At 66.8% G+C, this 26,207-nt stretch carries 24 protein-coding genes, 1 tRNA gene and 1 other RNA gene; 15 read left to right on the forward strand and 11 right to left on the reverse strand.

From position 1 onward, the window contains the following. Positions 1-102: 102 nt before the first annotated feature. Positions 103-2,397 carry an MMPL family transporter gene (locus tag ACWDXS_RS27760; RefSeq protein ID WP_378994458.1) on the reverse strand — a complete coding sequence of 765 codons (2,295 nt, stop codon included), beginning with the start codon at positions 2,395-2,397 and terminating at the stop codon, positions 103-105. Positions 2,398-2,598: 201 nt separating this feature from the next. On the opposite strand from ACWDXS_RS27760, the gene ACWDXS_RS27765 reads away from it, so the two are divergent. The 5 genes from ACWDXS_RS27765 to tgt all read left to right on the forward strand — a co-directional run bounded on the left by ACWDXS_RS27765 (position 2,599) and on the right by tgt (position 8,748). After that, a complete protein-coding gene (locus ACWDXS_RS27765; RefSeq protein WP_449970042.1) occupies positions 2,599-3,195 on the forward strand; it encodes a TetR/AcrR family transcriptional regulator in 597 nt (198 codons plus the stop codon). An 83-nt stretch (positions 3,196-3,278) separates the two neighbouring features. Next, entirely contained in the window at positions 3,279-3,755 is a 477-nt protein-coding gene (locus ACWDXS_RS27770; protein ID WP_358102957.1) for an RrF2 family transcriptional regulator, read from the forward strand. Between the two features lie 84 nt (positions 3,756-3,839). Continuing rightward, entirely contained in the window at positions 3,840-5,573 is a 1,734-nt protein-coding gene (locus tag ACWDXS_RS27775; RefSeq protein WP_378994454.1) for an ABC transporter ATP-binding protein, read from the forward strand. Then, positions 5,570-7,474 (forward strand): ABC transporter ATP-binding protein, encoded by a 1,905-nt coding sequence (locus ACWDXS_RS27780; RefSeq protein WP_378994451.1) that lies wholly within the window; start codon positions 5,570-5,572, stop codon positions 7,472-7,474. The genes ACWDXS_RS27775 and ACWDXS_RS27780 overlap by 4 nt, the downstream gene beginning before the upstream one ends. Positions 7,475-7,494: 20 nt before the next feature. After that, complete coding sequence (gene tgt / locus ACWDXS_RS27785) at positions 7,495-8,748, forward strand: tRNA guanosine(34) transglycosylase Tgt (protein ID WP_378994448.1); 1,254 nt, start codon at positions 7,495-7,497, stop codon at positions 8,746-8,748. A gap of 36 nt (positions 8,749-8,784) precedes the next feature. Here tgt and ACWDXS_RS27790 read toward each other — a convergent pair whose 3' ends face one another. Beyond that, positions 8,785-9,567, reverse strand: a complete 783-nt coding sequence (locus ACWDXS_RS27790) for a queuosine precursor transporter (RefSeq protein ID WP_378994446.1) — start codon at positions 9,565-9,567, stop codon at positions 8,785-8,787. Between the two features lie 274 nt (positions 9,568-9,841). Between ACWDXS_RS27790 and ACWDXS_RS27795 the strand changes: the two genes are divergently transcribed. After that, the gene (locus tag ACWDXS_RS27795) at positions 9,842-10,432 is read left to right on the forward strand and encodes a DUF4190 domain-containing protein (RefSeq protein WP_449970049.1); all 591 of its coding nucleotides are present in this window, start codon (positions 9,842-9,844) and stop codon (positions 10,430-10,432) included. A gap of 69 nt (positions 10,433-10,501) precedes the next feature. Here ACWDXS_RS27795 and ACWDXS_RS27800 read toward each other — a convergent pair whose 3' ends face one another. From ACWDXS_RS27800 to ACWDXS_RS27810, 3 genes are read right to left on the reverse strand one after another with little or no spacing between them, the layout of a single operon-like run. Beyond that, on the reverse strand, positions 10,502-11,203 hold the full coding sequence (locus ACWDXS_RS27800; RefSeq protein ID WP_378994442.1) for an RDD family protein: 702 nt from the start codon (positions 11,201-11,203) through the stop codon (positions 10,502-10,504). 45 nt (positions 11,204-11,248) lie between these two features. Continuing rightward, complete coding sequence (gluQRS, locus tag ACWDXS_RS27805; RefSeq protein ID WP_449970053.1) at positions 11,249-12,169, reverse strand: tRNA glutamyl-Q(34) synthetase GluQRS; 921 nt, start codon at positions 12,167-12,169, stop codon at positions 11,249-11,251. Positions 12,170-12,178: 9 nt separating this feature from the next. Then, on the reverse strand, positions 12,179-12,664 hold the full coding sequence (locus ACWDXS_RS27810) for a DUF309 domain-containing protein (RefSeq protein WP_378994438.1): 486 nt from the start codon (positions 12,662-12,664) through the stop codon (positions 12,179-12,181). Between the two features lie 420 nt (positions 12,665-13,084). Here ACWDXS_RS27810 and ACWDXS_RS27815 point away from each other — a divergent pair, with 420 nt between their 5' ends. Together ACWDXS_RS27815 and ACWDXS_RS27820 are read left to right on the forward strand one after the other, a co-directional pair. Next, entirely contained in the window at positions 13,085-13,294 is a 210-nt protein-coding gene (locus tag ACWDXS_RS27815) for a DUF397 domain-containing protein (protein ID WP_378638552.1), read from the forward strand. 96 nt (positions 13,295-13,390) lie between these two features. Further along, a complete protein-coding gene (locus ACWDXS_RS27820; RefSeq protein WP_449970058.1) occupies positions 13,391-14,821 on the forward strand; it encodes a wax ester/triacylglycerol synthase domain-containing protein in 1,431 nt (476 codons plus the stop codon). Positions 14,822-14,842: 21 nt separating this feature from the next. On the opposite strand, the gene ACWDXS_RS27825 is transcribed toward ACWDXS_RS27820, so the two are convergent. Continuing rightward, complete coding sequence (locus tag ACWDXS_RS27825; RefSeq protein WP_449970061.1) at positions 14,843-15,325, reverse strand: helix-turn-helix domain-containing protein; 483 nt, start codon at positions 15,323-15,325, stop codon at positions 14,843-14,845. 267 nt (positions 15,326-15,592) lie between these two features. Further along, on the reverse strand, positions 15,593-16,237 hold the full coding sequence (locus ACWDXS_RS27830) for a helix-turn-helix domain-containing protein (protein ID WP_449970064.1): 645 nt from the start codon (positions 16,235-16,237) through the stop codon (positions 15,593-15,595). 379 nt (positions 16,238-16,616) lie between these two features. On the opposite strand from ACWDXS_RS27830, the gene ACWDXS_RS27835 reads away from it, so the two are divergent. After that, the gene (locus ACWDXS_RS27835; RefSeq protein ID WP_378994430.1) at positions 16,617-18,068 is read left to right on the forward strand and encodes a threonine/serine exporter family protein; all 1,452 of its coding nucleotides are present in this window, start codon (positions 16,617-16,619) and stop codon (positions 18,066-18,068) included. A gap of 39 nt (positions 18,069-18,107) precedes the next feature. On the opposite strand, the gene ACWDXS_RS27840 is transcribed toward ACWDXS_RS27835, so the two are convergent. The 3 genes from ACWDXS_RS27840 to ACWDXS_RS27850 form a co-directional block, all read right to left on the reverse strand. Continuing rightward, positions 18,108-18,536 (reverse strand): DUF5994 family protein, encoded by a 429-nt coding sequence (locus tag ACWDXS_RS27840; protein ID WP_378638566.1) that lies wholly within the window; start codon positions 18,534-18,536, stop codon positions 18,108-18,110. Between the two features lie 263 nt (positions 18,537-18,799). Then, positions 18,800-18,884, reverse strand: a tRNA-Ser gene (locus ACWDXS_RS27845). A 67-nt stretch (positions 18,885-18,951) separates the two neighbouring features. Beyond that, positions 18,952-19,941 carry a hypothetical protein gene (locus tag ACWDXS_RS27850; RefSeq protein ID WP_378994428.1) on the reverse strand — a complete coding sequence of 330 codons (990 nt, stop codon included), beginning with the start codon at positions 19,939-19,941 and terminating at the stop codon, positions 18,952-18,954. A 165-nt stretch (positions 19,942-20,106) separates the two neighbouring features. Between ACWDXS_RS27850 and ACWDXS_RS27855 the strand changes: the two genes are divergently transcribed. From ACWDXS_RS27855 to ACWDXS_RS27865, 3 genes are all read left to right on the forward strand, one after another. Beyond that, positions 20,107-20,661, forward strand: a complete 555-nt coding sequence (locus ACWDXS_RS27855) for a TetR/AcrR family transcriptional regulator (protein WP_378660906.1) — start codon at positions 20,107-20,109, stop codon at positions 20,659-20,661. 26 nt (positions 20,662-20,687) lie between these two features. Beyond that, positions 20,688-20,782, forward strand: an RNA gene (gene ffs / locus ACWDXS_RS27860) — signal recognition particle sRNA small type. A gap of 164 nt (positions 20,783-20,946) precedes the next feature. Then, positions 20,947-22,230: an aminotransferase class I/II-fold pyridoxal phosphate-dependent enzyme gene (locus tag ACWDXS_RS27865; protein ID WP_449970070.1), complete on the forward strand. Its 1,284-nt coding sequence runs from the start codon at positions 20,947-20,949 to the stop codon at positions 22,228-22,230. Between the two features lie 6 nt (positions 22,231-22,236). Here the strand turns inward: ACWDXS_RS27865 and ACWDXS_RS27870 are convergent, their stop codons facing one another. Next, a complete protein-coding gene (locus ACWDXS_RS27870) occupies positions 22,237-23,043 on the reverse strand; it encodes a methyltransferase domain-containing protein (RefSeq protein WP_378994506.1) in 807 nt (268 codons plus the stop codon). 76 nt (positions 23,044-23,119) lie between these two features. Here ACWDXS_RS27870 and ACWDXS_RS27875 point away from each other — a divergent pair, with 76 nt between their 5' ends. The 3 genes from ACWDXS_RS27875 (at position 23,120) to ACWDXS_RS27885 (ending at position 26,154) form a co-directional block, all read left to right on the forward strand. Further along, the gene (locus ACWDXS_RS27875) at positions 23,120-23,698 is read left to right on the forward strand and encodes an HhH-GPD-type base excision DNA repair protein (protein WP_378994424.1); all 579 of its coding nucleotides are present in this window, start codon (positions 23,120-23,122) and stop codon (positions 23,696-23,698) included. Positions 23,699-23,803: 105 nt separating this feature from the next. Then, the gene (locus tag ACWDXS_RS27880; RefSeq protein ID WP_378638579.1) at positions 23,804-24,508 is read left to right on the forward strand and encodes a hypothetical protein; all 705 of its coding nucleotides are present in this window, start codon (positions 23,804-23,806) and stop codon (positions 24,506-24,508) included. Positions 24,509-24,873: 365 nt separating this feature from the next. Next, entirely contained in the window at positions 24,874-26,154 is a 1,281-nt protein-coding gene (locus tag ACWDXS_RS27885; protein WP_449970075.1) for an ROK family protein, read from the forward strand. The last annotated feature ends 53 nt before the right edge of the window (positions 26,155-26,207 follow it).

A 26,207-nucleotide genomic window follows, 5' to 3' on the forward strand; every position in this document is an offset into this window, starting at 1 on the left:
GCCCAGCAACGGTGATATCAAGCACCGGTGCAGCGCGGATGCCGAAAACGAACGGCCCCGCAATCCGGTAGCGGATTGCGGGGCCGTGCTCGAGGTCTCGGGTCAGCCGACCGAAACCGGGTGCTTCACCGTTTCGACGTTCTCGGTACGCAGCTGCTCGAGCTTCGCACCCTCGACGTCGATATCGGGCACGACGCGGTCGAGCCACTTCGGCATCCACCACGCCCACTTGCCCATGATCACCAGCAGCGCGGGCACGACGACCATGCGAACGATGAACGCGTCGATCGCCACACCGGCGGCCAGCGCGAAACCGAACGACTTGGCGGTGACGTCGGTCTCCAGGATGAAGGAGCCGAACACCGAGATCATGATGATCGCGGCCGAGGTCACCACGCGGGCACCGTGGTGGTAACCGGCGACCATCGCGTCCTTGGCCGACTTGCCGTGCACGAATTCCTCGCGCATGCGGGTCACCAGGAACACCTGGTAGTCCATGGCCAAGCCGAAGACCAAGCCGATCAACATGATCGGCAGGAAGCTGACCAGTGGTTGCGGATCTTCGATCAGGCCGAACTTGCCCTGCTGGAAGATCAGCACCGTCGCACCGAAGGTGGCGCCCATCGACAGCAGGAAGCCGAGCGCGGCGGTGAGCGGGACCAGGATCGAGCGGAACACCAGGATCAGCAGGATGAACGCGGCACCGGCCACGATCGCCAGGTACGGCAGGATCTTGCTGAGCAGTACATGGTCGACATCGGCGTAGATGGCGGTGGTGCCGGTGATGCCGTACTCCATGCCGTACTGCGCGTTCAGATCCGCTTCCGCGCCACGCGCTTCGGCGACCAGATCCTTGGTGTCCTGGTTGTTCGGACCGGACTTCGGGACACCGTTGAGCATGGCGCCCTGGTTGTCCTTGCTCCACATCGGCTCGGTGACGTAATCCATGCCCTCGTAGGACTCGAGCTTGGCGCGCAGCGCGCCGACGGCGGCCTCGCGCTCACCCTCGGGCGTCGCACTCAGGTCAGCGGCCACCATGAGCACACCGTTGCTGCCCTCGCCGAAGCCTTCGGTCCGCAGGTCGTAGGCCTTACGGATGGTGGAGGTCTTCGGCATGCTGTCGTCACCGGGCAGGCCGAGGTTCAGGCCCGCGGCGGGCGCGGCGAGCGCGCCGAGCACGATCACCGACAGGATCAGCGCGACCCACGGCGCCTTGGCGATCAGCTTGGCGAAACGCTGGCCGTTGGTGACCGAGGTGTCGTCGTCGGGATCGTGCTGCGCCACGATCGGCAGCTTCGGCTTGAACAGCGACTTGCCGAAGGCGCCCATCAGCGCCGGCATCAAGGTGACGGCGGTGAGCACGGCGAACGCGGCGGCGATGGCGCCACCCAGACCCATGAAGGTCAGGAATTCCACGCCGACGATGCCGAGCGCGCCGAGCGCGATGATGACGGTGAGACCGGCGAACACCACGGCCGAACCGGCGGTACCGAGCGCGGTACCCGCGGCTTCTTCGGCCGAATCACGCACGGCCAGTTCGTGTTTGTACCGGGAGACGATGAACAGCGCGTAGTCGATCGACAGCGCGATACCGATCATCGAGGCCAGGAAGGTGGTGAAGCCGGGCACCTCCATCACCGAGGTACCGAGCATGATCAGCGAGGTCGCCGCGCCGAGGCCGACGATGGCGGTGATGATGGGCACGACCGCGGCGACGATGGCGCCGAAGGCCACCACCATCACGATCAGCGCGACACCCATGCCGATCAGTTCGGACTTGCCGCTCGGCTGTTCCTGCTTCATCGCGATCGAGCCGCTGAGTTCGACGGTCAGCCCGGCGTTGCGGGCTTCGGCGCCGACCTCGAAGGCGGCGTCGCGCTCGGCGTCGGTCACGTCGGTGACGGCCTTGATGGTGAACGGGACGCTGAGTACGCCGACGGTGCCGGGTGCGGTCTCGCTCAGCACGTTGAGCGGGGCCGACGAACACTTCGACGGGTCAGGGGCGGCGAGGCAGCCCATCTCCTCGGTGGCCGCGATGGGGCTGGCCAGCTTCTTCTCGTGATCGACGATCGACAGGTCGTTGAGCTTGGCGATGAACGCGTCGATCGCGGCCCGGTTGGCCGGGTCGGTGAGCTTCTGCCCCTCCGGAGCGCCGATCACGTAGGTGCCGGTGACGGCATCCATCGAGAACTGCTCCGACATGCCTTCGAAGTGCTTGTCGAGGATCTCGTTGGCGCGGGCCGACGGGAGCTCGGGCATGCTGAAGTCGTTGGACATCGGCTTGCTCAGGGTGGCGCCGAGGCCGCCGAGCAGCACGAACAGCAGTAGCCAGACCGGCAGGACAATCCATTTACGGCGGAAAGCGAACTTTCCCCATCTGTACAGGTATACGGACACGCGTGTGCTCCTAGCGCGAAGAACGGGTGGGTGGCATGGCTCGTAGACAGCACTCGCGGGCCACCCCTGCGGGACCCGCCTCCACAACATCGTTTTCTGCCTACCGTGCGGTAGGTAGACTACCTAGTGGATAAGTGGAGGAGCAACCTCAATATTGGGGGCGCCGGATCCGTCACACCGAATCATGGGAGGATTGCCGCCATGCCCACCCGAGACATCGCCGACACCGTCACCGCAGGTGGGGGTACTAAACAGGCGATCCGCGACGCCGCAGTACAGCTGTTCGCCGCCAAGGGTTTCGAACAGACGAGCCTGCGCGAGGTAGCGGATGTGGTGGGAATCACGAAGGCTTCGCTCTATTACCACTACGCGTCGAAGCTCGATCTGCTTCTGGCGATCATCGATCCGATCATCGATCACATGCGCGACATCGTCGAGGACATCGAGGCCGTTCCCTACAACGACGAAGGCATTCGCGCGGTCCTGCGCACCTACCTGCGCGGCATGATCCGCCATCGCGACGCGGGGGCGCTCTGCGTGCGCGACACCGCGGCCATCGTCAACGCCATCGCCGATCGCTATCCCGACCTGATGGAACCCACCCGTGAGCTGCGGCTGTGGCTGGCCGGGCCCGATCCGACCCAGAACTCGATGCTGCGTGCCGCTGCCGCCATCGAGGTGCTCGGAGTGGCGCTGCTGTCCTCGGAGCTGGCACCGGGCGCCACCGACGAGCTGGTCGAGAAGACTCTCCTCGACGCGGCAACCTGCGTACTGACCGGCTATATCAATTCGGCGTGAGCGGGCGGCCCGCGTGGTGACGCTTCGCTACCGCCTCCGGCCGCTGACCGCTCGATCCAGGAGCACCGCGTAAGTTCGACACCGTGCATATCACCGCCAGGGTTGATTACGCGGTGCGAACGCTGCTCGAGCTCGCCGCGGCCGACGGAGTCGTCAAGTCCGAGGCCATCGCCGCCGCCGCGCAGATCCCACCGAAGGTGCTGGAGACGGTGCTGGCCGAACTGCGTCGCGCCGAGCTCGTGCTGAGCAGGCGCGGGCCCGACGGCGGGTATCGCCTCGGCAGGCCCGCGACCGAGATCTCGGTGGCCGATGTGATCCGCGCCGTGGAGTCGCCGCTGGCGTCGGTGCGCGGGCAGCGGCCCGAAGATGTGCGGTATCCGGGCGCGGCGGAACCGCTGCAGCAGGTATGGATCGCGCTGCGGGTCAATATTCGGGCCGTGCTGGAGAACGTCTCCATCGCCGACGTCGCCACCGACCGGCTGCCCGGTTTCATCGGTGAACTGGTCGCCGACCCCGGCGCCTGGGTGCGTCGCGAGCCGCGTACACCCGCAGGCACATGAAGTTGTCCACAGGCTGAGAGTTGTCCACAGGGCAGGTAAAAGTGCTCGGCGCTGCTCACCCGCGCGCTGTAGCCTTCGACCATCATGTTGATCACCCTGCTGCGGACCTACCTGGCCCCGTACCGCGCCCAGCTGGCGGGTGTCCTCGTACTCCAGCTGATCTCGGTTATCGCGATGCTCTACCTGCCCAGCCTCAATGCCGATCTGATCGACGACGGTGTCACCAAGGGCGACATCGGTTTCATCTGGACCACCGGTCTGTGGATGCTCGCGGTGAGCTGCGTGCAGATCGTGGCCTCGGCCGCGTCGGTGTACTTCGGCGCGCAGGCGGCGATGGGCGCCGGTCGCGACATGCGCGGTGGCGTGCTGCACCGGGTGGAGACGTTCTCGGCCAGAGAGGTGGGGATGTTCGGCGCGCCGTCGCTGATCACCCGCTCGACCAACGACATTCAGCAGGTCCAGCTGCTCATCGTGATGTCGGTGACAATCCTGGTGATGGCGCCGATCATGTGCGTCGGTGGCGTCATCATGGCGCTGCGCGAGGATCTCGGGCTCTCGTGGTTGCTGCTGATCGCGGTGCCCGCCCTCGCCCTCTCCATGGGCACGATCGTGGCCAGGATGGTGCCGGGGTTCCGGCAGATGCAGGAACGCATCGACGGAGTCAACCGCGTGCTGCGCGAGCAGATCACCGGTATCAGGGTGGTCCGCGCGTTCGTGCGCGAGCGGCAGGAGATCTGGCGCTTCGGGATGGCCAACACCGCGCTCACCGACGCGTCGCTGCGCGTCGGCAAGCTGATGGCGCTGATGTTCCCGACCGTGATGTTGATCAGTAATCTCACCGCTGTCGGCGTGATCTGGTTCGGCGGTCACCATGTGGACAACGGCACGATGCAGATCGGCTCGCTCACCGCGATGCTGTCCTACGTCATGCAGATCCTGATGGCCGTCATGATGGCCTCGTTCCTGGCGATGATGGCCCCGCGCGCGGCCGTCTCCGCCGATCGGATCGGCGCGGTGCTCGAGACCGAGTCCTCGGTGCGCCCGCCGCGGTTGCCGCAGTCGTTCAAGGGCGACCAGGCCACGGTCGACCTGCAGTTCGCGGAATTCGCCTACCCCGGCGCGGAGAAGCCGGTGTTGCGCGGTATCCGATTCCAGGTGTCGCCCGGTACCACCACTGCCGTCGTCGGTTCCACCGGCGCGGGCAAGACCACGCTGATCAACCTGATCCCGCGTCTGATCGACGTCACCGACGGCGCGGTCTACGTCGGCGGCACCGATGTACGCCACCTAGACCTCGAACTTCTGCGTAGTGGGATCGGATTGGTGCCGCAGAAGGCCTATCTGTTCTCCGGCACCATCGCGACCAACCTGCGCTACGGCAACCCCGACGCCACCGACGACGAACTCTGGCACGCGCTCGAGGTCGCCCAGGCAGCCGACTTCGTGCGGGAGATGCCGCAGGGTCTCGACACTCCGGTGGCCCAGGGCGGCACCACGGTGTCGGGCGGTCAGCGTCAGCGGCTGTGTATCGCCCGCGCGCTGGTGCGCAGGCCGCGGATCTTCCTGTTCGACGATTCGTTCTCCGCGCTCGATGTCGCCACCGACGCCCGGCTGCGCGCCGCGCTCAAGCCCGAGACCGCCGACGCGTCGGTGATCATCGTGGCCCAGCGGATTCAGACGATTCGCGACGCCGACCAGATCGTCGTCCTCGAAGACGGTGCGATGGCCGGCATCGGAACCCATGACCAATTGATGCAGCGCTGCTCGGAGTACCGCGAGATCGTCGAGTCCCAGCTGAGCGTGGAGGAAGCCCGATGAGGCCAGGTGGACCCGTTCCCGGAGCGCCGGGAACGAAGGCCAAGTCGTTCCGTCCGTCGCTGAAGCGACTGGTGAGCAGGCTGGCCCCCGAGAAGTTCACGGTCGGTGTGATCGTCGCGCTGGTGATCACTTCCGTGGTGCTCAATACGCTCGGCCCGTATCTGCTCGGCAGGGCGACGAACCTGGTGTTCGACGGCTTCGTCGGTAAGCAGCTCGAGCCCGGCCTCACCAAGGACCAGACCGTCGAGCTGCTACGCAGCCAGGGCGAGACCACCCGCGCCGACATGCTCTCGGCGATGAACGTGATCCCCGGTACCGGCATCGACTTCGACGCCGTCGGCCGCGTGCTGATGCTCGTGCTCGCGCTGTACGTGGCCGCCGCGATCTTCGGCTGGCTGCAGGGTTATCTGCTCAATATCGCCATCAACCGCACCGTGAAGCGGCTGCGCGACGAGGTGGAGCAGAAGCTGCACCGGCTGCCGCTGCGCTACTTCGACACCGCGCCGCGTGGTGACGTGCTCAGCCGCGTCACCAACGACGTCGACAATGTCTCGCAGAGCCTGCAGCAGACGATGAGCCAGCTGCTGGTCTCGCTGTTCACCGTGGTCGGCATCCTGATCATGATGTTCTGGATCTCGCCGCTGCTGGCACTGATCGCGCTGCTCACGGTGCCCGCCGCGATCGTGGTCACCGCGCAGATCGCCAAGCGGTCCAAGCCGCACTTCGTCAACCAGTGGAAATTCACCGGCGAGGTGAACTCCTCGGTGGAAGAGGCCTACACCGGCCACGAGATCATCACCGCGTTCGGCCGCGGCCGCGAGGTCGGCGAGGAGTTCGACAAGCGCAACGACAAGCTCTACGACGCGAGCTTCAAGGCGCAGTTCATCTCCGGCCTGATCATGCCCGCCATCATGTTCCTCGGGAACGTGAACTTCGTGTTCATCGCACTGGTCGGCGGGCTGCGGGTGGCCACCGGCAATCTGTCGCTCGGCGACGTGCAGGCGTTCATCCAGTACTCGCGCCAGTTCAGCCAGCCGCTCACCCAGATCGGTGCGATGGCGAACCTGCTGCAGTCCGGCGTCGCCTCGGCGGAACGGATCTTCGAGATCCTCGACGCCGAGGAGCAGTCCCCCGATCCGGTGGTGGAGATCGCGCGCCCGGTGGATCGCGGGCGGGTGGAGTTCGAGGCGGTGTCGTTCGGTTACGACCCGGAAACCCCTGTCATCGAACGGCTTTCGCTGGTGGCCGATCCCGGCCACGTGGTCGCCATCGTCGGCCCGACCGGCGCGGGCAAGACCACGCTGGTGAACCTGCTGATGCGCTTCTACGAACTCGACGCGGGCACCATCGCCATCGACGACGTCGACATCACCACCATCACCCGCGACCACCTGCGCTCGCGCATCGGCATGGTGCTGCAGGACACCTGGCTGTTCAAGGGCACCATCCGCGAGAACATCGCCTACGGCAATCCGACGGCGCCGGAAGCCGACATCCAGGCCGCGGCCAGGGCGGCCTACGTCGACCGGTTCGTGCACTCGCTCCCCAACGGCTACGACACGGTCATCGACGAAGAGGGCGGCGGGGTGAGCGCGGGCGAGAAGCAGCTCATCACGATCGCCCGCGCGTTCCTGGCCAAGCCGTCGATCCTGATCCTGGACGAGGCGACGAGCTCGGTCGACACCCGCACCGAGTCGCTGGTCCAGCACGCCACCGCGGCCCTGCGCCGCGATCGCACCAGTTTCGTGATCGCGCATCGGCTTTCGACGATCCGGGACGCGGATCTGATCGTCGTGATGGACAAGGGGCGCATCGTCGAACACGGCACCCACGAGCGGCTGCTGGCCGAGCGCGGGCCGTACTACAACCTGTACAACGCCCAGTTCGCGGCCGCTCAGTAAGGCCCTGGCACGATGGGTCGGTGGCCGACAGCAGCGAGTTCTCCTTCGAAGTAGGCACCCGTCTGGACGGGGGCAGGCACGGCCGGACCGGCGTGATCTCCACCCCGCACGGCGAGATCGCCACGCCCGCCTTCATTCCGGTGGGAACGAAGGCTTCGGTGAAGGCCGTGCTGCCGGAGACGATGCGCGAGATCGGGGCGCAGGCGCTGCTGGCCAACGCCTACCACCTGTACCTGCAGCCCGGCGCCGACGTGGTCGACGAGGCGGGTGGGCTCGGGAAGTTCATGAACTGGCCGGGGCCCACCTTCACCGACAGCGGCGGATTCCAGGTGATGTCGCTGGGGGTCGGTTTCAAGAAGGTCCTCGCCATGGAGGCTGTGGACATCCGGTCCGATCAGGTGATCGCGGCGGGCAAGGAGCGCCTGGCCACCGTCGATGACGACGGGGTCACCTTCCGTTCGCACCTGGACGGTTCGAAGCATCGCTTCACACCCGAGGTGTCGATGGGCATCCAGCACGAACTCGGGGCCGACATCATGTTCGCCTTCGATGAGCTGACCACCTTGATGAATACCCGTGGCTATCAGGAGAAGTCGTTGCAGCGCACGCACGAGTGGGCGCAGCGGTGCATCGACGAGCACGAACGGCTCACCGCGGTGCGCGGTCATCGGCCGTATCAGGCGCTGTTCGCGGTGATCCAGGGTGCGCAGTACGAAGACCTGCGGCGCAAGGCTTGTCGTGAGCTGGAGTCGATCCGGGGCAGTGGTGGAACGGAATTCGACGGTTACGGCATCGGCGGAGCGCTGGAGAAGCACAATCTCGGCACGATCGTCGGGTGGTGCTGTGATGAGCTGCCCGAGGCCAAACCGCGCCACATGCTGGGAATCAGCGAGCCGGAGGACATGTTCACCGCGATCGAGAACGGGGCGGACACGTTCGACTGCGTCAATCCCTCGCGGGTGGCGCGCAATGCCGCGATCTACGTCGACGAGGGGCGGTTCAACATCAACACCGCCCGGTTCCGTCGCGACTTCACCCCGATCGACGAGAACTGTGACTGCTACACCTGCGCCCACTACACCCGCGCCTACCTGCATCACCTGTTCAAGGCCAAGGAAATGCTCTCGGCGACGCTGTGCACAATTCACAACGAGCGCTTCACGATTCGCCTCGTCGACCGGATCAGGGCCAGCATCGAGGGCGGCTACTTCGACGAGTTCAAGAAGGAGTTCCTGGGCCAGTGGCGGGGCCGGATCAAGGTGCCGGGGGAGTAGGCGGCGGACCTTCCGATCCGCCGCCCACCCTGCGGGCTAGTCGTGCAGCGCGTCGACCTTCGCCGGAGCGTAGGTCGGTTCGGTCTTCTTGAGGACGGCGATGACGCGGTAGGTGATCGGCATGACGAGCACCTCGCACAGGGTCTTCCACAGGAAGCCGACGATGACGTAGTTGATGAACGACTGCCAGGTGTTGATGCCGATGGCGGTAGCGGCGATCGAGCAGAAGATCAGGGTGTCGGCGAACTCGCCGACAACGGTGGAGCCGATCAGGCGAGCCCACAGGTGCTTTTCCTTGGTGCGCTCTTTGATCAGTACCAGGGTGGCCGAGTTCAGCAGCTGACCGACGAAGTAGCCGGCGAGGCCGGCGAGCACCAGCTGAGGGGTGGTGCCGAGGACCGTGCGGAAGGCTTCCTGGTTCTCGTAGAAGCCCGCGGGGGGCAGCTGGATGGCGATGTAGAAGCAGGCGACGGTCAGCAGCAGCGCGGCGAAACCGGTGTAGATGGCGTGGCGGGTGGCGCGGAAGCCGTAGACCTCGCTGAGCACGTCGCCGAGGATGTAGGCCAGCGGGAACAGGAAGAAGGCGCCGTCGGTCGCGATCGGCAGGATCTGGATCGGGCCCAGCATCACCGAACTGTCGGTGAAGAACTCCACACCCTTGGTGGCGCAGATATTGGAGATGATCAGCGTCGCGGTGAACAGGGCGACGATTACCGGATAGAACCCCCGCGCAACCTGGGCGAATGCCGCATGTTCCGGCGCGGGGTGCCCAGATTCAGCTGGTTTGTCGAGCGAGTTTGTATCAGTCACGAGCCCCATTCTCCCAAGAAACACCCCGTCCACTACCCGGGCCCGCTAAACCCGATACGTCTCTACCCCAAGGGGCCCGCCCCGATCTGGACTGACCGGAGGGTGCGACGAAGGAGTACCCGGAGGGAGGGAAGATCGGGGCCTCCAGGGCCCCGCTCGAGCGCGCCAGCGCTCCAAAAACACAGCCCGTACACTACCCGGGGCCGGTGCGCCCGATATGTCCTCTTCCCGCCTCGAAACGCCCAGCGTTCCACGGAACACCGTTGTGGAATACCCTGTAGCAATGACGAATCCCGGCGATTCCGACGAGTGGTGGAAGCAGTACGGCGGCTCCGGCGTGTCCCCGGAGTCCGGCGCGCCGGGTTCGGTGCCGCAGCATCCGACCGCCCAGCCGTCGCAGCCTTCCCAATATCCGTCGTCGCCGCAGTATCCCCAGCAGCCGGCGCCGCCCCCCTCGCAGCCGCAGTACTCGCAGCAGCCGTCGCAGCCGCAGTACCAGCAGCCCAATCAGCCGCAGTACCCGCAGCAGCCGCCCGCTTACGGGCAGCAGCCCGGCTACGGCGGCTATCCGGCGGCGGGTGCGTACCAGCCCTACGGGCAGTACCCGCAGCCGCAGGGCACCAACGGTCTGGCGATCGGCGCGCTGGTCTCCTCGCTGATCGGGCTGTGCAGCTGCGGTGTCGGCGCGATCGTCGGCATCATCCTCGGCGTGATGGCGCTCAACCAGATCAAGGAGCGCGGCGGCGAAGGTAAGGGCATGGCGCAGGCAGGCATCTGGATCGGTGTCGCCGCGATCGTGGGCTGGATCCTCTACATTCTCTTCTTCGTGGTGCTCGGCATCGCCGGTGGACTCGACTCGTCCACGACCTACTGATCTCACAACGAAACAGGGGCGCTTCCGGATTCCGGAAGCGCCCCTGTTGTTTTCGTCAGGTGTGGGGAATCAGCCCTTGACGACCTGCGTGCCGCCGGCGAACTTGTCGTGCCAGCCCTGCTTGTTCGGGTCGTTGCTGATCGTGACCATGATGTAGATCGCCAGGCCGAGGCTGACGAGCCCACCGACGCAGGGAATCAGGCCGACAATCGTGAACAGGTTGCGCTTGAGGGACTGCTCGGGCGTCAGGCTCGGCGCGCCACCGGGGGCGAGTACGCGCAGGCCGAGGATCTTCTTGCCCAGGCTCTGGCCCTGCTGGGTGACCTCCATGGCGACGAAGTAGCCGTAGATGGCCAGCGACAAGATCAAACTGGTGGCGATCTGGCCACCGGTGCCGCTACCGACGATGAGCCCGAGCACGATCGCGACGGGGATACCGACGATCAGGTAGTCGATCAGACGCGCACCGATCCGGATTCCCAGGTCGGCGGCCTGTACCCCGCCGAAGCCCTGCTGCTGGCCGTACTGGCCCTGCTGCGGGTAGGGCTGCTGCTGACCGTACGGGTCCTGCCCGTAGGCCGGCTGCTGCTGGCCGTAGGGGTCCGGCTGGCCGTAACCGGGCTGGGGTGCGCCGCCGTGTCCGGGCTGGCCGTACGGCTGCTGCTGGCCGTAGCCGGGCTGCGGCTGCTGCTGGCCGTAGGGGTCCTGGCCGTAGCCGCCGGGCTGACCGCCCTGCGGGTACTGGTTGGGGTCGTAACCACCGCTGGTCATAATCTCAGTCCTCGTTTTGATCTTCTAGATCGGTCTATGCGTACGTTACGGACATCCCTCTGGTCGGAACAACCCGATAGGCTCGAGTATCCATGGTTTCTCGGGGATACGCGCTGGGTCGAAAACATCGCGCAGCTCGCCGGTCGTCCGCGCGGAATACCCGAGTGACTCCGCGATCGCCGCCACCACGTCTCCGGGCGTGTGGCCCAGGGCACGTTGGTCCGAAAGGCTCACGGCGCCATCGCGTTTCGCCAGCCGCTTGCCTTCCTCGTTGAGCACGAGCGGCACGTGGGCGTAGGTCGGGGCGGTGAGTCCGAGCAGTTCCGCGAGATACGCCTGGCGCGGGGTGGACGGCAGCAGATCGTCGCCGCGAACCACCTGGTCGACGCCCTGGGCGGCATCGTCGACGACGACGGTGAGGTTGTAGGCCGGGACACCGTCGCCGCGGCGCAACACCAAATCGTCGACAGCGCCCCGATATCGGCCGTGCAGTAGGTCGGTGATCTCGTACTCGGTGACGTCGGCGCGCAATCGCACTGCGCCGACGCGTCCTTCGGCCCGCTTGGCCGCGCGCTCGGCGTCGCTGAGCTCACGGCAGGTGCCGGGGTAGGCGCCCATCGGCCCGTGCGGCGCGGTGGCGGCCTGCTGGATTTCGCGTCTGGTGCAGAAACATTCATAGGTGCGTCCGGCTGCGGTCAGTTCGGCCACAGCGGCCGCGTAGCTCGGCAGCCGTTCGGATTGGTAGACCACGGGGCCGTCCCAGTCGATGCCGATCGCGGCGAGGTCGTCGAGCTGACCCGCGGCGGCGCCGGGCCGGACTCGGTCCAGATCGTCGACGCGGATCAGGAACTCGCGCGCGGAAGTTCGCGCGAAAAGCCAGGCGAGTACCGCGGTACGCAGGTTTCCCACGTGCAGCTCGCCCGAAGGGCTCGGCGCGTAGCGGCCCGCGCCTCGACTCGTTGGCACTCCACGATCCTAGGTGGGCTCGCGGCACAGCCGCGTACGTAGCCGCTCCTCGGCGATGCCGTCGCCGGCATCGAGCGCGTCGAGCAGCTCCCGCGCGTGCGCGATCAGTCCGGCGCGGTCGACATCGTGCTGCTGGGCATTCGCCGGGTAGGACCCGAGTCGCTCGCTCGCCCGGCGCAGTAGAGTACCCGCGCCTTTGGCGTTGCCGCGCTGGATGTGGGTGAGGCCGACGGCGTATTGGGCCAGCCCTTGCCAGAGCATCCGTTCGGCAACCGGCCCGTTCTTCCATGCCGCCTCCAATACCTCGTGGGCATTGAATGCCAATCCGTCGTCCAGCAGTTGCTGAGCGAAGGTGAGAGTTTGCTGGGGTCCGAGGTCGAGGTCGTCGGGAATTCGGGCGACTCCGGCACTGCCGGGGGGCAGCGGTCGGCCGAGTCGATCGCGAGGACGGTCGTTACGGGCACGACCTGCGGTGTCACGGTCACGGGAGATCATTCCCCCATGATCCACGCCTGCCCTCGATGGTGCTCATGTGACTGCTGAGGTACTCGAGAAATTGACGTATCACGGACTAATCACACGGAAGTAAATGGGGATGTGTCAACCAGATCGGGAATGGGTAAGAGGCCTGGCAATGCCTCCGCAAACGTGAAGCTTCGCAAGGTTGGCAAAACGATATGGGAAAGCAAATTCTCTTCCGCAACATTGCGGAAGACCTGCTAGTGTTTCTTCCGCGGGGGCAGCCCCCGGAGGCGGAAACGCCTCGATGCGCTGGTTCGTGCCGGTCGGTTGCGCGCGCCGTGTGGCAGTGCCTTGTGTGCCACGAAGTAACTCATCGGTCGCGCCGGATTTCGGAATGTTGCAACGATTCCAGGAGTTATCCCCTCTTCTCGATGAACCAAAGGAGCAAGTGCCGTGGAAGTTGATGTAACCGACGCTGTGTGGCGGAAGAGCACCTACAGCGGACCCGATGGGAACTGCGTCGAAGTAGCCTTTCTCGCCGGCGGCGACATCGCCGTTCGTGACACCAAGGATCGTGGTCGCGGACCCGTACTGGCCTTCGGTCCAGGGCAGTGGCGAGCCTTCCTCGCCGATGTCACCGCGGGAGAGTTCGCGCGGGGCTGAACCGCGAGATGCATCTCGAATGGGCAATACCGGCCCCGAGTCGAGCGGACTCGGGGCCTTCTCAGTGATCTCGGCGGGGTGGCCTATCGTGGCCGGATGACCACGATGGCCGCGCGTGACGCGACGATGTACTGGCTGTCGCGGCGCACCGCCAACGACGTGTTCCTGCTCTACTCTTTCGCCGAAACCGATTCCGCCACCGACGAACTCCGCGCTTTCATCGCCGCGCGCGCCGCGCGCATTCCGGATCTGCGGATCCGGTTGCAGGAGATTCCGGGCGATCTCGACTACCCGCGCTGGGTTCCGGCCGAATTCACCTCCCAGCAATTCGTGCACCACAGGCCGGACGGCCTGTCGTGGCAGGCGTTGCTCGCGGATCTGGGCGAACTCCTGGGAACCGGTGTCGTCGCGACCGAATTTCCGTGGCGTGTCCATGTTTTCCGGTCGGTTCACTCCGCACCACGGTCGGCCGCGCCCGTTGTGGTGGTGGTGCTGCAACTTTCGCACGCACTGGCCGACGGCACCCGTGCCGCCGCCATCGCGCGAGCGCTCTTCGGGATGGCTGTGGATGAAGCTGTTGTCCACAGCACACCCGATGTGCCTGTGGACAACTCGGCAGATCACCCGGTCGGACCTGGTAAAACTTCTGCACAGCCTGGGGATTCCTGTGGACAACCCTGTGGATGGATCGCTCGGCGAGTCGATCCGAGAGTGCTTGGGGTGCTGCGTCTTCCCGCGCAGGTCGCGGCGACGGTGTGGCGCGGGCGGGCCGCGTACCTCGCGCAGCGGGAATTGGCGGACCGGACGGCCGCCGGTGAGGTACCCGCGGCCACAACCGGGTTCGCGCCCTGTGCGCTGAATCCGGCTACCGCGGTCGACGGTCACACCGTGAGAATGCTCGTCGTCGATGCGGACGACCTCCGCATTCCGGGCAAAACCGTCACTGTTGTTGCGCTGACGGCGATTTCGCGGGCACTGGTCGACTATCTCTCGCAACGAGGTGAGCAACCGGAACGGCTGGGTACCGCACTACCGATGGCGCTTCCGGGGCCGAGTGCGGCCCGCAACAACTACCGCGGACTGTCCATCGACCTGCACATCGACGAACCCGACCTGCGTACGCGCGCGAACCTCATCGCCGATGAACTCGCTGCCCGCCGCGAACGAGCGCTGAATCCGCTGCTCTCCGCGCAGGATCGAGTCGGCGATGTCGTCCCCGCGGTGCTGGCGGTGTGTGATGTCGAACGGGCCGAACTGGACAATGTCCCCGCGGCGCTCGATGGCAATACCGTCGTGTCCAGTGTGTATCGCGGGCCGGCCGATCTCGCCTTCGCGGGTGCCCCGGTCCTGTTCACCGGCGGTTTTCCGGCTCTCGGTACCGTCATGCACCTGACTCACGGTGTCCACGGCATCGGCGAAACGATCACGCTGTCCGTGCATTCCGATCCGCGGGTGCTGTCCGATCCGGACCGCTACCTGGAATTGCTCGCCGTCGCGCTCGATGCGGTCGTCGCCGCGCACCGCTGATCCGCGGGGCAGGACCAGTTTTCACCGACGTCGACCGTGGCCGACGCTGTTTCCCGCGCGATCGAGCTCCGCGCCCACCGCGAGCAGCGCCGAGTGCAAGGCCGTCGCCGGGTCGGTTCCCGCGGCTTCACCCTCGATCACGCCGTCGATCCGGAACGGGCAGAAGTATCCGGTTCCGCTGTCTCCCCGGTGTGGTCGCCCGATCTCGATCAGCGGGCCGGTTCGATGCGCCGCGGCGATCGCCGTCGCGAGGGCCGCATCGGCAGCTCGCGGATCACATCGACGAGTACCTGGCAGCGCGGGCGTCGATTGCGCGTGTACCCGCTCGTACCACGCGATCACCTCGAAAGACGCCGCTCGCGTACCGGTTTCGTAGTGTCCCAGCGCCGCCCTGCTGTACGGAACGCGCGCGGCCAACGCCGCCAGCGACAACCCCGACTCTTCCCGCAATCGCCGCAACCGAGCTCCGACGACGCCGTTCCCCTGCTCGCCCCGACTGGACATGGGCTCATCGTAGAGAACTGTAGACGTTTGTAGACGCTTTTTGCTGTCCAAAAGGTCTTGGCGGCGACCATACTTTCTCGTGGCGGCTCGGCGACCACCATACCGCGCCACTCGTGCAAGCACTGACTCGTTCGGAGGGGAACCGATGGAGATCTATCTGTGGATTGCCGTGGGGCTGTTCGTGTTCGGGGCGCTGAGCCGCTACCTACTACTCACACCGCCCGCCGAACGCGGGCGCCCGAGCGTCGCCGAGATCAGGCGGCGGCTTCAGGCCGAGCGCGAGGGACCCGGCCACGACTCGACATTGCCGTCGGTGCGCAGCATTTCCGCCAGCAGCTTCTCGGCGTCGGATTTCTCCCGCGCCAGCACGCTCCAGCCGCGTACCAGGCCGTCGGGGCCCGATTTCGTCGTCCACGAGCCGACGGCATGAGCACCCTGGGGATGCAGCGAGTAGTAGATGGTGCCGACCGGGAACGCGATGTCCATGCCGCGCATCCAGCCGGTGAGCGCCTCGCCCTCCCAGATCCGCATCTCGCCACGTACCTGGGCGACCGGATCGGCTTCGGGCGCAGGCGGTTCAGCGGCCGAGTCGAGCATCAGATGGTCACCCTCGTGCCGGATGGTCACCGCCGCTACCTCGACCTCGTCCGCGTGGTTCGCCGGTTTCTGCCAGGCTGCCCACCAGTCACCCGCCAGGTCGACGCGGTTGTCGACGATGCCCGCCAGCTCCGCCAGCGAGACCTGCAACGCGTCGGCCAATCGGACAGCGACCGGCAGTGTCGGCGATTGCTCCTCGGACTCGTACCTGGTGATCTGGCGCGAGCTCACCCCGATCGCGGTGGCCAGCGCGGGCTGCGAGAGCCCGAGCAGCCTGCGCCGCTCCTGGATCACCTTCCCCGTCCCGGTGTTCATACAGTCATCGCCTCCATTGCCTGCCCCTCCCGTCACACCCTGCTGGACACTTCCGCACCAGACCCGCCGACATCGCGGGCCGCCGCCCTCCGCTACGAAGACCACTGGCGCGCCGCACATGCCGACTGTCTGGCCGATTCTTCCATTTCTTCGCTCCAGCAGGCCCGTTTCGTGCTGACTCAGCACAACGGATGCGGCCCGCGCTGCCTACAGCACCTGGCGGCGACGGCCTACAGCACCGGATTGATCGACGACATCTGACCCTACGGCGCGACCTCGGACGTCGTCACCGTTCGGCTACCAGCGAATCCGGACCCGACACGTTGACGAACTGATTGCGAGACGGCGAAGGTGCTGCGATCGCTATTACCGTCGAGGTATGAGTGTGGACCCCTTGGCGGAAGGCGACGGCGCCACCATCCTCGAACGCCCAGGTCTGCGCCAGCGATGGTGGCGTTTGCGCAGGCCGTTCGTCCTGCCGTCACAACGGGCCACCGCCGACAACATCGTCGCCGCACCCACCCCGCTGCAACCGATCGACCTCGCCGACGACGCCGAGGTGTCGCAGGTACTCGACCTGGCCGTGCGCGTGGGTGAGGTCGTCCTCTCCGCGGGTACCGGTGTCGGTGACACGTCAGCGCAGGTCCGCTTCATCGCCTCGACCTACGGTCTGAACAGCTGCGATATCGACGTCACCTTCGACGCGATCCGTATCTGGGCCGACCGTGGACCCAGCCTGCCGCCGGCCAGCGATATGCGCGTCGTGAAGTACCGCTCGCTCGACTTCACGCGGTTGGCCGCGGTCGACCGGCTGACGCGCCGCATTCGCAGCCAGATCGTCCCCGTCGACCAGGCGCACGCCGCCCTCGACGAACTGATCTCGTCGCGCCACCCCTACCCGCGCTGGGTGTCGACGGCGGGTTGGTCGCTGCTGGCGGCGGCGATCGCGGTGCTGCTCGGCGGTGGGTTCGTTCTCGCCGCGATCAGTTTCGTGAGCACCGCGGCGATCGACGTGGTGAACCGATACCTGCATCAGCTCGGTCTGCCGATGTTCTTCCAGCACATGGTCGGTGGTGTCATCGCCACGATCCCGGCCATCGCGCTCGCCTCGATCAGCGACCACTGGCGTTCCGACGCGGCGCTGATCGTCGCGGCGGGCATCACCGTGCTGCTGTCCGGTCAGCAGTTGGTGGGTTCGGTGCAGGATGCCATCACCGGCGCGCCGATCACCGCGGCCGCCCGCATGCTCGAAGTGGTGATGATGACCGGCGGCATCGTCGCGGGCATCGGTCTGGCCCTGCGGATCTCGACGATGATGGGGATCGCGGTGCCCGAGATCGCGGCCAGCGCGGGCCGCGACACCGATGATCTGGCGATCAAGCTGGTGGCCGGTGCGGTCGCGGCGATCGCCTTCGCGATGGCCTGTTACGCGGAGCGGCGGGCGCTGTTCGCGGCCGGGCTCAGCGGTGCGGGCGGCACCATGGCCTTCCTCGGCGCGCAGGACATCGGTTTCGGGCCGGTGGTGTCGGCCGGCCTGGCGGCCACGGTGATCGGCCTCGCCGGTGGTCTGATGGCGCGTCGCGCGCTCACCCCGCCCCTGGTCGTCGCGGCGGCGGGCATCACGCCGCTGCTGCCGGGTCTGAAGGTATATCGCGGGCTGTATGCCCTGCTCGAGGACGAAACGCTGCTCGGTTTCGGGCAGATCCTCGGGGCGTTCGGTGTCGGCTGCGCGCTGGCCGCGGGCGTCATCCTGGGTGAATGGTTCGACCGGTTGCTGAGTCGTCGTGGTGCGCCGCGCGACTTCGATCCGTCGTTCACCAGCGACCGATGAGGTAGGTCGGCGAAGTTCAGATCTGCACGAGGGTGCTGGTCAGATCTGCACGAGGGTGCGAGGCCCGTCGGCGGCCGTGTCGGCGGGCGCCGGGTCCTGGATGCGTGGTTTTCCTGCCGCCCAGCGCATCTGGCTGCGCGCCGCGGGTGCCTCGGTGGCCGCGGGGATGACCAGCAGCGCTAGGGCGGCGCCGTTGCTGCCGACCACGTGCATGATGCGCGCGGCCTGGTCGTTGCGGGCTGTGCTGTCGCCGGATTCGCTGGTGGTCCAGTCGAATCCGAGCCGGGCCAGCTTGCCGATCCGCGGTCCGACCGCGGTCACCAACTGGTGCAACTCGGTCATCGGCTGGTCGGTTCGCGGCCACCAGGCGCCGTCGATCGGCCCGGTGGTGGCTGTGCGGTCACGCAGCATCAGCCGGATCGGCCCGGACGCGTCGCGCCCGATGCTCGTTTCAGGTGATGTATTCACTTCGTTCTGTACTTTCTGATTTCTGTGCGATCGACGCGCTCGTGGCATCGACCGGCGCGATCCGAACTCCGGACCGGCGCGAAGGCTGGGTACCCACTGGACTGCGTCGGCACGCACATCTGTGTTGGGGCGGCGACGACGGTATGTGGGTGTGGTGGGGGTCTCCCGCACCATCGGGGCTCACTCTACGGATGCCCACTGACAGATCCACCGATTAAACGAACAGGGCCCCGACCGGCGAACCGATCAGGGCCCTGCTGTTGCGGAGGATAGGGGATTTGAACCCCTGAGGGCGTTAACCCAACCCGCGTTCCAGGCGAGCGCCATAGGCCACTAGGCGAATCCTCCGTGGAGCAGCATAGCGGGTCGCAGGGGGTCGATGCCAAACCGGGCCCCCGCGACCGCTTCTGACCTGCTACTTCTTCAGAGCGGCCAGTACCTTGCGGACCTGGGTCTCGGCGGCGGTGCGCATGGCCGCCTTGTCGACAGTGCGCATCGTCGACACCTCGATCTCCACCTTCACCGAGATGTTGCTGTCGTGCGCGGCCACCACGACGGAGTAGTCGCTCGGGATGGAGCCGTAGGTGTGCTGCTCGCTGGCGTAGTACGCCTCCGTGCCGAGGCCGCTCACCGGGCCGTGGTCGTAGTCCTTGCCGGTGGTCTTGGTGTCGTAGCCCTTCCAGCGCGCGTAGTCGGACTCGGTCTCGCTCTCGGTCTTGAACTCGACCTCGAGACCCAGGGCCGCGTCGTTGGCGTTGCGGCCCGACTCCTGGTTCTTGGCGTCGCAGTCGTAGGAGCCGCCGCCGATGTACTCCGACGGGCCACGCTCGGTGTGGGTGGTCGTCTCGCGCGTGGACGACCACTGGTTCAGCACGGTGAGATCGACCAGGTCGCAGGCGTTCTTGCCGTCTTTGTAGACGTAGCTACCCGCCCACTTGTCCGGATCGGGTCCGAAGGGGTTGTCGTCGTCGACCTTGTTGGCCGTGAACGCGATCAGCCCGATCACGAGCGCGCCCACCGCCACGATGGCGCCACCGACGATCCACCAGACCGCCTTGTTGCCCGACGAGGGCGGCCGCGGCGGTGCGCCCCATTGCGGCTGCGGCGCTTGATAGGCGCCCGCTTGCGGATGCGCGTACTGCTGCGGCTGTGGGAACGGTTGTGGATTCGCTCCGCTCTGATAAGGCCCGGGCGGCGCGGTGTAGGGCTGGGGGTTCGCGCCGCTCTGATAGGGCCCGGGCGGTGCGGTGTACGGGCCGGGCGCGCCGATATTGCCGCGCAGCACTGTCGGGTCGGCTTGGGCGGGGTTCTGACCTGCGCCTTCGCCTGGTCGTTCCCACCATGCGACGGTGGGGTCGGACGGCGGCACACCGTCGCCGGGTGGTCGCTGATTCGGGCCGGTCACGATTGGGCCCCCTCTCCAGTCATGGGGAACACCGAACCCCCGCTGCCGATATCGGATAGATCGTAGCCAGCGTCACCGTCGCCGCGGCGGTTATACGGTTGCGTACACTCGAGTATCGACCGGTCGGATGCGCTCGTCGTCGAGGGATATGAGGTGGAACACGTCGTGGGAACCGCGCGAACGCCCCGGGCCAGATGGGTCGAGGAGGGCCTGGCCGTACTGGCGTCCTCCGGCGTCGACGCCGTGCGGGTCGAGGCGCTGGCCAAGCGCATCGGCGTGACCAAAGGCGGGTTCTACGGTTACTTCGCCGACCGTGACGCACTACTCACCGCGATGCTCGACGTGTGGGAGAGCGAAGCGACAGACCAGGTGCTCGAACGCGTCGAAACCCTCGACCCGAAGACCAAGGCGCGCGTGGCGGGCCTGCTCACCTTCTCCAGCAATCGACTGCTCCCGATCGACCTCGCGATCCGCGACTGGGCCCGCCGCGACGACGACGTCGCCGCACGCCTTCGCCGCGTCGACAACACGCGAATGGCGTTGCTGCGCGAGACAATCGGCGTGTTCTGCGAAGATCCCGACGAGGTCGAAGCCAGGAGTCTGCTCGCCTTCTGCGCCACCATCGGCAGCCACTTCCTGGCCGCCGATCACGCGGGCCGCACCCGCGTCGAGGTCCTCACGCGCGCCGCCGACCTGCTGTTCGAAGACCGGAATCGCTAGTACCGCGAACAACCGCTACACTGGCCGACGGATCCCGCGCGGCGAGCATCCTGTGAACTCCCCCAGGGCCGGAAGGCAGCAAGGGTCAACGGGCTCTGCCGGGTGCGCGGGGTCCCCTTTAATTTCAGGGGTCCCCGCTCCGACCGATCGGCCTACGCACCTTCGCAGCGTGCGAGCCTGATCCCGGCCCCGATACCCCGCCGATTGCGGGCAATCGCCGGGTAACGTTGCGCCTGTCAGCACGCATAGCGTGCACCCCCTTGCTGCTTCGAAAGGCTGCCCAGGATGCCCCGGCAAACGCAGATCGGTTTGATGAGCCACGAGGAACTCGTGTCCGAGCACGAGTCCCAGACCGCGAAATACGCGACGCTCAAAACTGAGAAGCTCACGCTGGATCTCACCCGAGGTAAGCCCTCGCCGGAGCAACTCGACCTGTCCTCGTCGCTGCTGTCCCTGCCGGGCGAGGGCGACTTCCGCGACGGCTCGGGCACCGACTGCCGCAACTACGGCGGCCTCACCGGTCTGCCGGAACTGCGCGCGATCTTCGGCGAACTGCTCGGTATCCCCGTCGAGCGACTGCTGGCGGGCAACAACGCCAGCCTCGAGATCATGCACGACATCATCGTGTTCTCGATGCTCTACGGCACCCCCGACTCCCCGCGCCGCTGGGTCGGCGACGAGCCGATCAAGTGGCTGTGTCCGGCCCCCGGCTACGACCGTCACTTCGCCATCACCGAGGCGCTCGGCATCGAGATGATCACCATCCCGATGCGCCACGACGGCCCCGATGTCCACGCCATCGCGACGCTGCTGGCGAACGACCCGCAGATCAAGGGCCTGTGGGCGGTGCCGAACTACTCCAACCCCACCGGTGTCGTCTACTCGGAAGAGATTGTCCGCGAACTGGTTTCGCTGCCCGCCGCGGCACCGGACTTCCGGCTGTTCTGGGACAACGCCTACGCGGTGCACCCGCTCACCGATATCGCGGCGCCGGTCGTCGACGTACTCGGCCTGGCCGAGGCGGCGGGCAACCCGAACCGTCCGCTGGTGTTCGCGTCGACCTCCAAGATCACCTTCGCCGGTGCGGGCGTGAGCTTCTTCGGAGCGTCACAGGCCAACATCGACTGGTATCTGTCGCACGCCTCGAAGAAGAGCATCGGCCCCGACAAGCTCAACCAGCTGCGGCACCTGCGCTTCTTCACCGATGCCGAGGGTGTGCGCGACCACATGCAGAAGCACCGTGCGCTGCTCGAACCCAAGTTCGCGCTCGTGCGCCGCATCCTGGAAGACCGCCTCGGCGCGTCGAAGGTGGCGTCGTGGACCGAGCCGAAGGGCGGCTACTTCATCAGCCTCGACGTGCTCGAGGGCACCGCGGCCCGGGTGATCGCGCTGGCCAAGGAGGCGGGCATCGCGCTCACCGCCGCGGGCTCGGCGTTCCCGTACAGCAAGGATCCCGAGGACAAGAACATCCGCATCGCCCCCAGCTTCCCGCAGCTGCCGGAACTGGAGAAGGCGATGGACGGACTCGCGACCTGCGTGCTGCTCGCGGCCACGGAGAAGCTGCTCTGAGATCGCTCAGTGCGGTTTGGTCACCAGCGTGCCGAACAGGGTGACCGAGATATGGATGTCGCCGCGGTCCGCGCCTGCCTGCAGGTCGGCGAGGAGTTGATCGCGATCGCTCGCGGTGATCGCCCCGCGCAGGGCGGCCAGGTCCGCGATGCGGCGCACCAGCGCTCCCGCGCCGACCGTTCGGTCCTGCACCAGTGCGTGTGAGCCGATCTCCTCGACCACCAGGCCGGTGCCGCTGAGCAGCCCGGGGAGGCGTCGGCCCGAGAGCGGATTGGTGGTCGAGGAGATCAGGGTGTCGATCACCGCGCTCACCACCCGGGGGTTGCCGGGATGCACGATCGCGGTCGCCCAGTCGCAGTCCACCACCACCGCGCGCCCACCGGGCCGCAGCACCCTGGCGATCTCGGCCGCCGCCCGCGCGGGTGCGGTGAGGTGCTGGAACACCCGTTCGCACAGCACCGCGTCGAAGGTATCGGTGCCGAACGGTAAGCCGTAGGCATCGCCGGAGACGAAGCTCGCGCTCGACCCGGACTCGATCGCGCGGCGCTGCGCCGAGGCGAGCAGATGCGGATCCGGCTCGACGCCGATCGCGGTGCCGTGGGGCCCGACTTCCTCGGCGAAGGTGAACACCTCCGATCCGGTGCCCGACCCGATGTCGAGCGCGCTCTCGCCGGGCCGCAGCGCCAGCGCGGTGTGACTCCAGGCGCCGAGCGCGCGCATACCGGGTCGGGTGACTTCCAGATCATGGGCGTCGATCAGCTGATCCCGGGCCGCTCGGTCGAAGCGGGCCGGGCGTGGGGTGTAGTCGGTCATTCGCACCGCCAGAGTGGGAGCAGTCCTCGTGAGCATGGACTCAGAGGCTACTGGTGAAATGTGTCACGATGAATGTATGACTCGCACGCTGTGCCTCGCGCAGGAATCCGAGGCCGACGAACTGCTCAGCACCGACGATTTCGCGCTGCTGCTGGGAATGCTGCTCGACCAGCAGTATCCGATGGAGCACGCGTTTCGTGGGCCGCGCAAACTCGCCGAGCGCATGGGCGGATTCGATCTGCGCCGCATCGCCGAAGCGGATCCGGCCGAATTCGAGGAACTCGCGGCCACCCCACCGGCGATTCACCGTTATGGGCGGTCGATGGCGCGGCGGGCCCAAGCGCTCGCCCAGTATGTGATCGAGCACTATGACGGCCTACCTGCGCAGATCTGGACCGCGGGTGATCCCGACGGCGCGGAGGTGCTGCGCCGGTTGCAGGACCTGCCGGGGTTCGGGGCGCAGAAGGCGAAGATCTTCCTCGCATTGCTCGGAAAACAGCGGGGCGTGCAGCCCGACGGCTGGCGAAAAGCGGCCGGATCCTATGGCGACGACGGGTCGCGACGCTCGGTCGCCGACGTCGTCGATGCCGAAACATTGTCGGAAGTACGAGAATTCAAGAAGCAGGCCAAGGCGGCGGCCAAAGCCTCGAAATGAATTCCTAGTTAAGATCTAGCTGCTTTTTTCCCTCGTCACGAGGGTGGATCTGCTCGAAGCTTGCATCTCGAACAGCTCCACAACAGATGAGGGATTGGCAGTTTTATGAAGATGAGGAAGTTCGCCGTTGTCGCGGCGCTCCTGACCGTGGCTACGGGCATCACGGCAGGCACCGTGAACGCCGCGCCGGCCGAGGAAGCCGCCCCGATCAACTACACCGCCGAGGTCGTCGACGATTCGAAGGCCGTCATCACCACCGATGCCGGCTCGCTGGTCGAAGAGGACGGTGTCTTCAAGATCAAGGCCCCCAACGGCGCCACCCTCGCGGGCACCCCCCTGAGTTTCCGCCTCGACGAGTTCGAGCTGCCGATCGCGGCCGAGATCTCGGGCAACACCGCGACCCTGACCCCGCAGCTGGATCCGGCCAAGGCTGTCTACAAGCCGGTCGCGCTGCCCTACGAGGACAAGGCGCCGTGGAAGACCGAGTACGAGCGTGAGCAGGCCGCCTGGAGCCGTCTGACCTCCACCATCTCGCTGGGTGCCGCGATCGGCACCCTGGTCGGTGGCCTCGGCGGCGCCGCGCTCGGTTGCGTCGCGGGTGCGGCGGGCGGCCTGGTCGCCGGTGGCGTGCTCGGCGCGATCTTCGGCGCCCTCCCCGGCGGCATCGGCGGCTGCGTCGTCGGCGCCACCACGATCGGCGCCCTCGGCGTCATCCTGGGCCAGATCTTCATCACCGCCCCGGTGGCGATCGGTGCTGCGATCCAGTACTTCTCCACGATCTCCGCGCCCTTCAACGCGCCGGCCAAGTAAGTCCGACCGGATCGTCGAAACCCTCTGCGGGAACTCGGTTCCCGCAGAGGGTTTCCCCCGTTTGTACCCATTGCGCCTGTCGTGTGCCCCCGCTGACCTGCGGCGATGATGTGCCTCAGCGCACAATTCGCCGGTTTGGCTTGGATGGGTCGGGATTAGGTGTTAACTTGATTGTTATGTCCAGCAACCATCTCCCCGCCCAGCGGGTCACGTACGTGACCGCCGCTCTGGGCTTGCGGTTGCCGTTGACGCGCGAACTGTGTCGTTCCTGCTTCTGCAGCTGAGCCCTTCAGGTTCGCGAGCTGCCACGCCCCACGTGTAGGCAATCCCGTTGGGATAACGGGATTTTTGGCAAGGAACTTCATATGTCTGCTCCCATCATCGATCGCCCCGTCTCCCGGACGGGCGCCGGTCGCCCTCGTGTTTCCCGCCCCGTTGTGCCGCCGGAGCTGCGGCGTAGCGACAACCCCGCCGCAGCGGTGCTGCGTACCGCGGCCTCCGGTCCGGTCTCGCGCGACAACGCCGCGCGAGCAACGGGTTTGAGTATCGCCACCGTCAATCGGCAAGTGGCGTCGCTGCTTTCGGCCGGACTGCTGCGTGAGCGGCCCGATCTGACCGCCGCGGGCGCGGTCGGCAGGCCGCGGGTGCCCTTCGAGATCGATCACGACGCCTACCTGACGCTGGGCATTCATATCGGCGCCGAGGCGACGAAGATCGTCGCCGCTGATCTGCGTGGCCGCATTCTCGGCGGGCTCGCCATCGCCACACCGCAGACCGGGCAGGAATTCGCGGTCACCACCGTCGCGCGCAGCGCCAAGGCGTTCCTGCAGCGGTGGCATCGGCGGACGCCGCTGTGGGCGGGTGTGGCCATCGGTGGGCGGGTGGATCCGCAGAGCGGTGTGGTCGACCATCCGAAGCTGGAATGGAAGGGTGCGCCGATCGGGCAGGTGCTCGGCGATGTGCTCGAGCTGCCGGTTTCCGTCGCGCCGCACGTCGAGGCGATGGCTGCCTCGGAGCTGCTGCTGCCCACCTTCGACGCGCGCAGGCCCGAGCCCGATACCGAACTTCCCGCTGCTCAGCACGGCAGCAGCCTCTACTTCTACGTCCGTGAGACCGCGGGCATCGCCGTCACCCTCGACGGCCGGGTACACACCCCGAGCAACGGGCCTGGGTCGATCGCGCATCTGCCGACGGGCTCCGATGTGCAGTGCACGTGCGGCCGGCGTGGATGCTTGGAAGTGACCGTCGGTGATCGGGCCCTGCAGGCGCGGGCTGTCGGCCGCGGAATCATCCCGGCGCACAACGGGACTGCCGGGACCACGATCAATGATCTGTATCGGACGGCCGAGTCCGGGTCCGAATCGGCGCGGGAACTGCTCGCCGAGCGGGCGACGATGCTCGGACAGACTGTCGCGCTGGTTCGCGACATGCTCAACCCGGATCGAGTTGTGCTGGGCGGTCAGGCGTTCACGGGGTACCGGCCCGCGCTGGGGCATGTGGCTCGCTCGTTTTCGCAGAGCACGCAGTTGGCGGCCACCGATATCCGGATCAGTGGATTCGGGGGGAAGGTCCAGGAGTTCGCGGCGGTGGTTACTTCGCTGAGCGCGCTGTACGCGGATCCGTTGGCGGCTATCCGCCGGGTGTGAGAGCCGAGAAAGGCCCTGCGACTCTTCATGAGTGGCAGGGCCTTTTCGTATGC

The organism is Nocardia sp. NPDC003183, assembly GCF_053590715.1.

What these genes read in the sequence shown, in the direction of transcription:
- ACWDXS_RS27880 (WP_378638579.1), top strand. Translation starts at nt 23,804, where the DNA reads ATGAAGATGAGGAAGTTCGCCGTTGTCGCGGCGCTCCTGACCGTGGCT.
- ACWDXS_RS27795 (WP_449970049.1), top strand. Translation starts at nt 9,842, where the DNA reads ATGACGAATCCCGGCGATTCCGACGAGTGGTGGAAGCAGTACGGCGGC.
- ACWDXS_RS27780 (WP_378994451.1), top strand. Translation starts at nt 5,570, where the DNA reads ATGAGGCCAGGTGGACCCGTTCCCGGAGCGCCGGGAACGAAGGCCAAG.
- ACWDXS_RS27885 (WP_449970075.1), top strand. Translation starts at nt 24,874, where the DNA reads ATGTCTGCTCCCATCATCGATCGCCCCGTCTCCCGGACGGGCGCCGGT.
- ACWDXS_RS27790 (WP_378994446.1), bottom strand. Translation starts at nt 9,567, where the DNA reads ATGGGGCTCGTGACTGATACAAACTCGCTCGACAAACCAGCTGAATCT.
- ACWDXS_RS27825 (WP_449970061.1), bottom strand. Translation starts at nt 15,325, where the DNA reads ATGTCCAGTCGGGGCGAGCAGGGGAACGGCGTCGTCGGAGCTCGGTTG.
- ACWDXS_RS27820 (WP_449970058.1), top strand. Translation starts at nt 13,391, where the DNA reads ATGACCACGATGGCCGCGCGTGACGCGACGATGTACTGGCTGTCGCGG.
- ACWDXS_RS27765 (WP_449970042.1), top strand. Translation starts at nt 2,599, where the DNA reads ATGCCCACCCGAGACATCGCCGACACCGTCACCGCAGGTGGGGGTACT.
- ACWDXS_RS27810 (WP_378994438.1), bottom strand. Translation starts at nt 12,664, where the DNA reads ATGATCTCCCGTGACCGTGACACCGCAGGTCGTGCCCGTAACGACCGT.
- ACWDXS_RS27865 (WP_449970070.1), top strand. Translation starts at nt 20,947, where the DNA reads ATGCCCCGGCAAACGCAGATCGGTTTGATGAGCCACGAGGAACTCGTG.
- ACWDXS_RS27870 (WP_378994506.1), bottom strand. Translation starts at nt 23,043, where the DNA reads ATGACCGACTACACCCCACGCCCGGCCCGCTTCGACCGAGCGGCCCGG.
- ACWDXS_RS27835 (WP_378994430.1), top strand. Translation starts at nt 16,617, where the DNA reads ATGAGTGTGGACCCCTTGGCGGAAGGCGACGGCGCCACCATCCTCGAA.
- ACWDXS_RS27830 (WP_449970064.1), bottom strand. Translation starts at nt 16,237, where the DNA reads ATGAACACCGGGACGGGGAAGGTGATCCAGGAGCGGCGCAGGCTGCTC.
- ACWDXS_RS27800 (WP_378994442.1), bottom strand. Translation starts at nt 11,203, where the DNA reads ATGACCAGCGGTGGTTACGACCCCAACCAGTACCCGCAGGGCGGTCAG.
- ACWDXS_RS27775 (WP_378994454.1), top strand. Translation starts at nt 3,840, where the DNA reads ATGTTGATCACCCTGCTGCGGACCTACCTGGCCCCGTACCGCGCCCAG.
- ACWDXS_RS27875 (WP_378994424.1), top strand. Translation starts at nt 23,120, where the DNA reads ATGACTCGCACGCTGTGCCTCGCGCAGGAATCCGAGGCCGACGAACTG.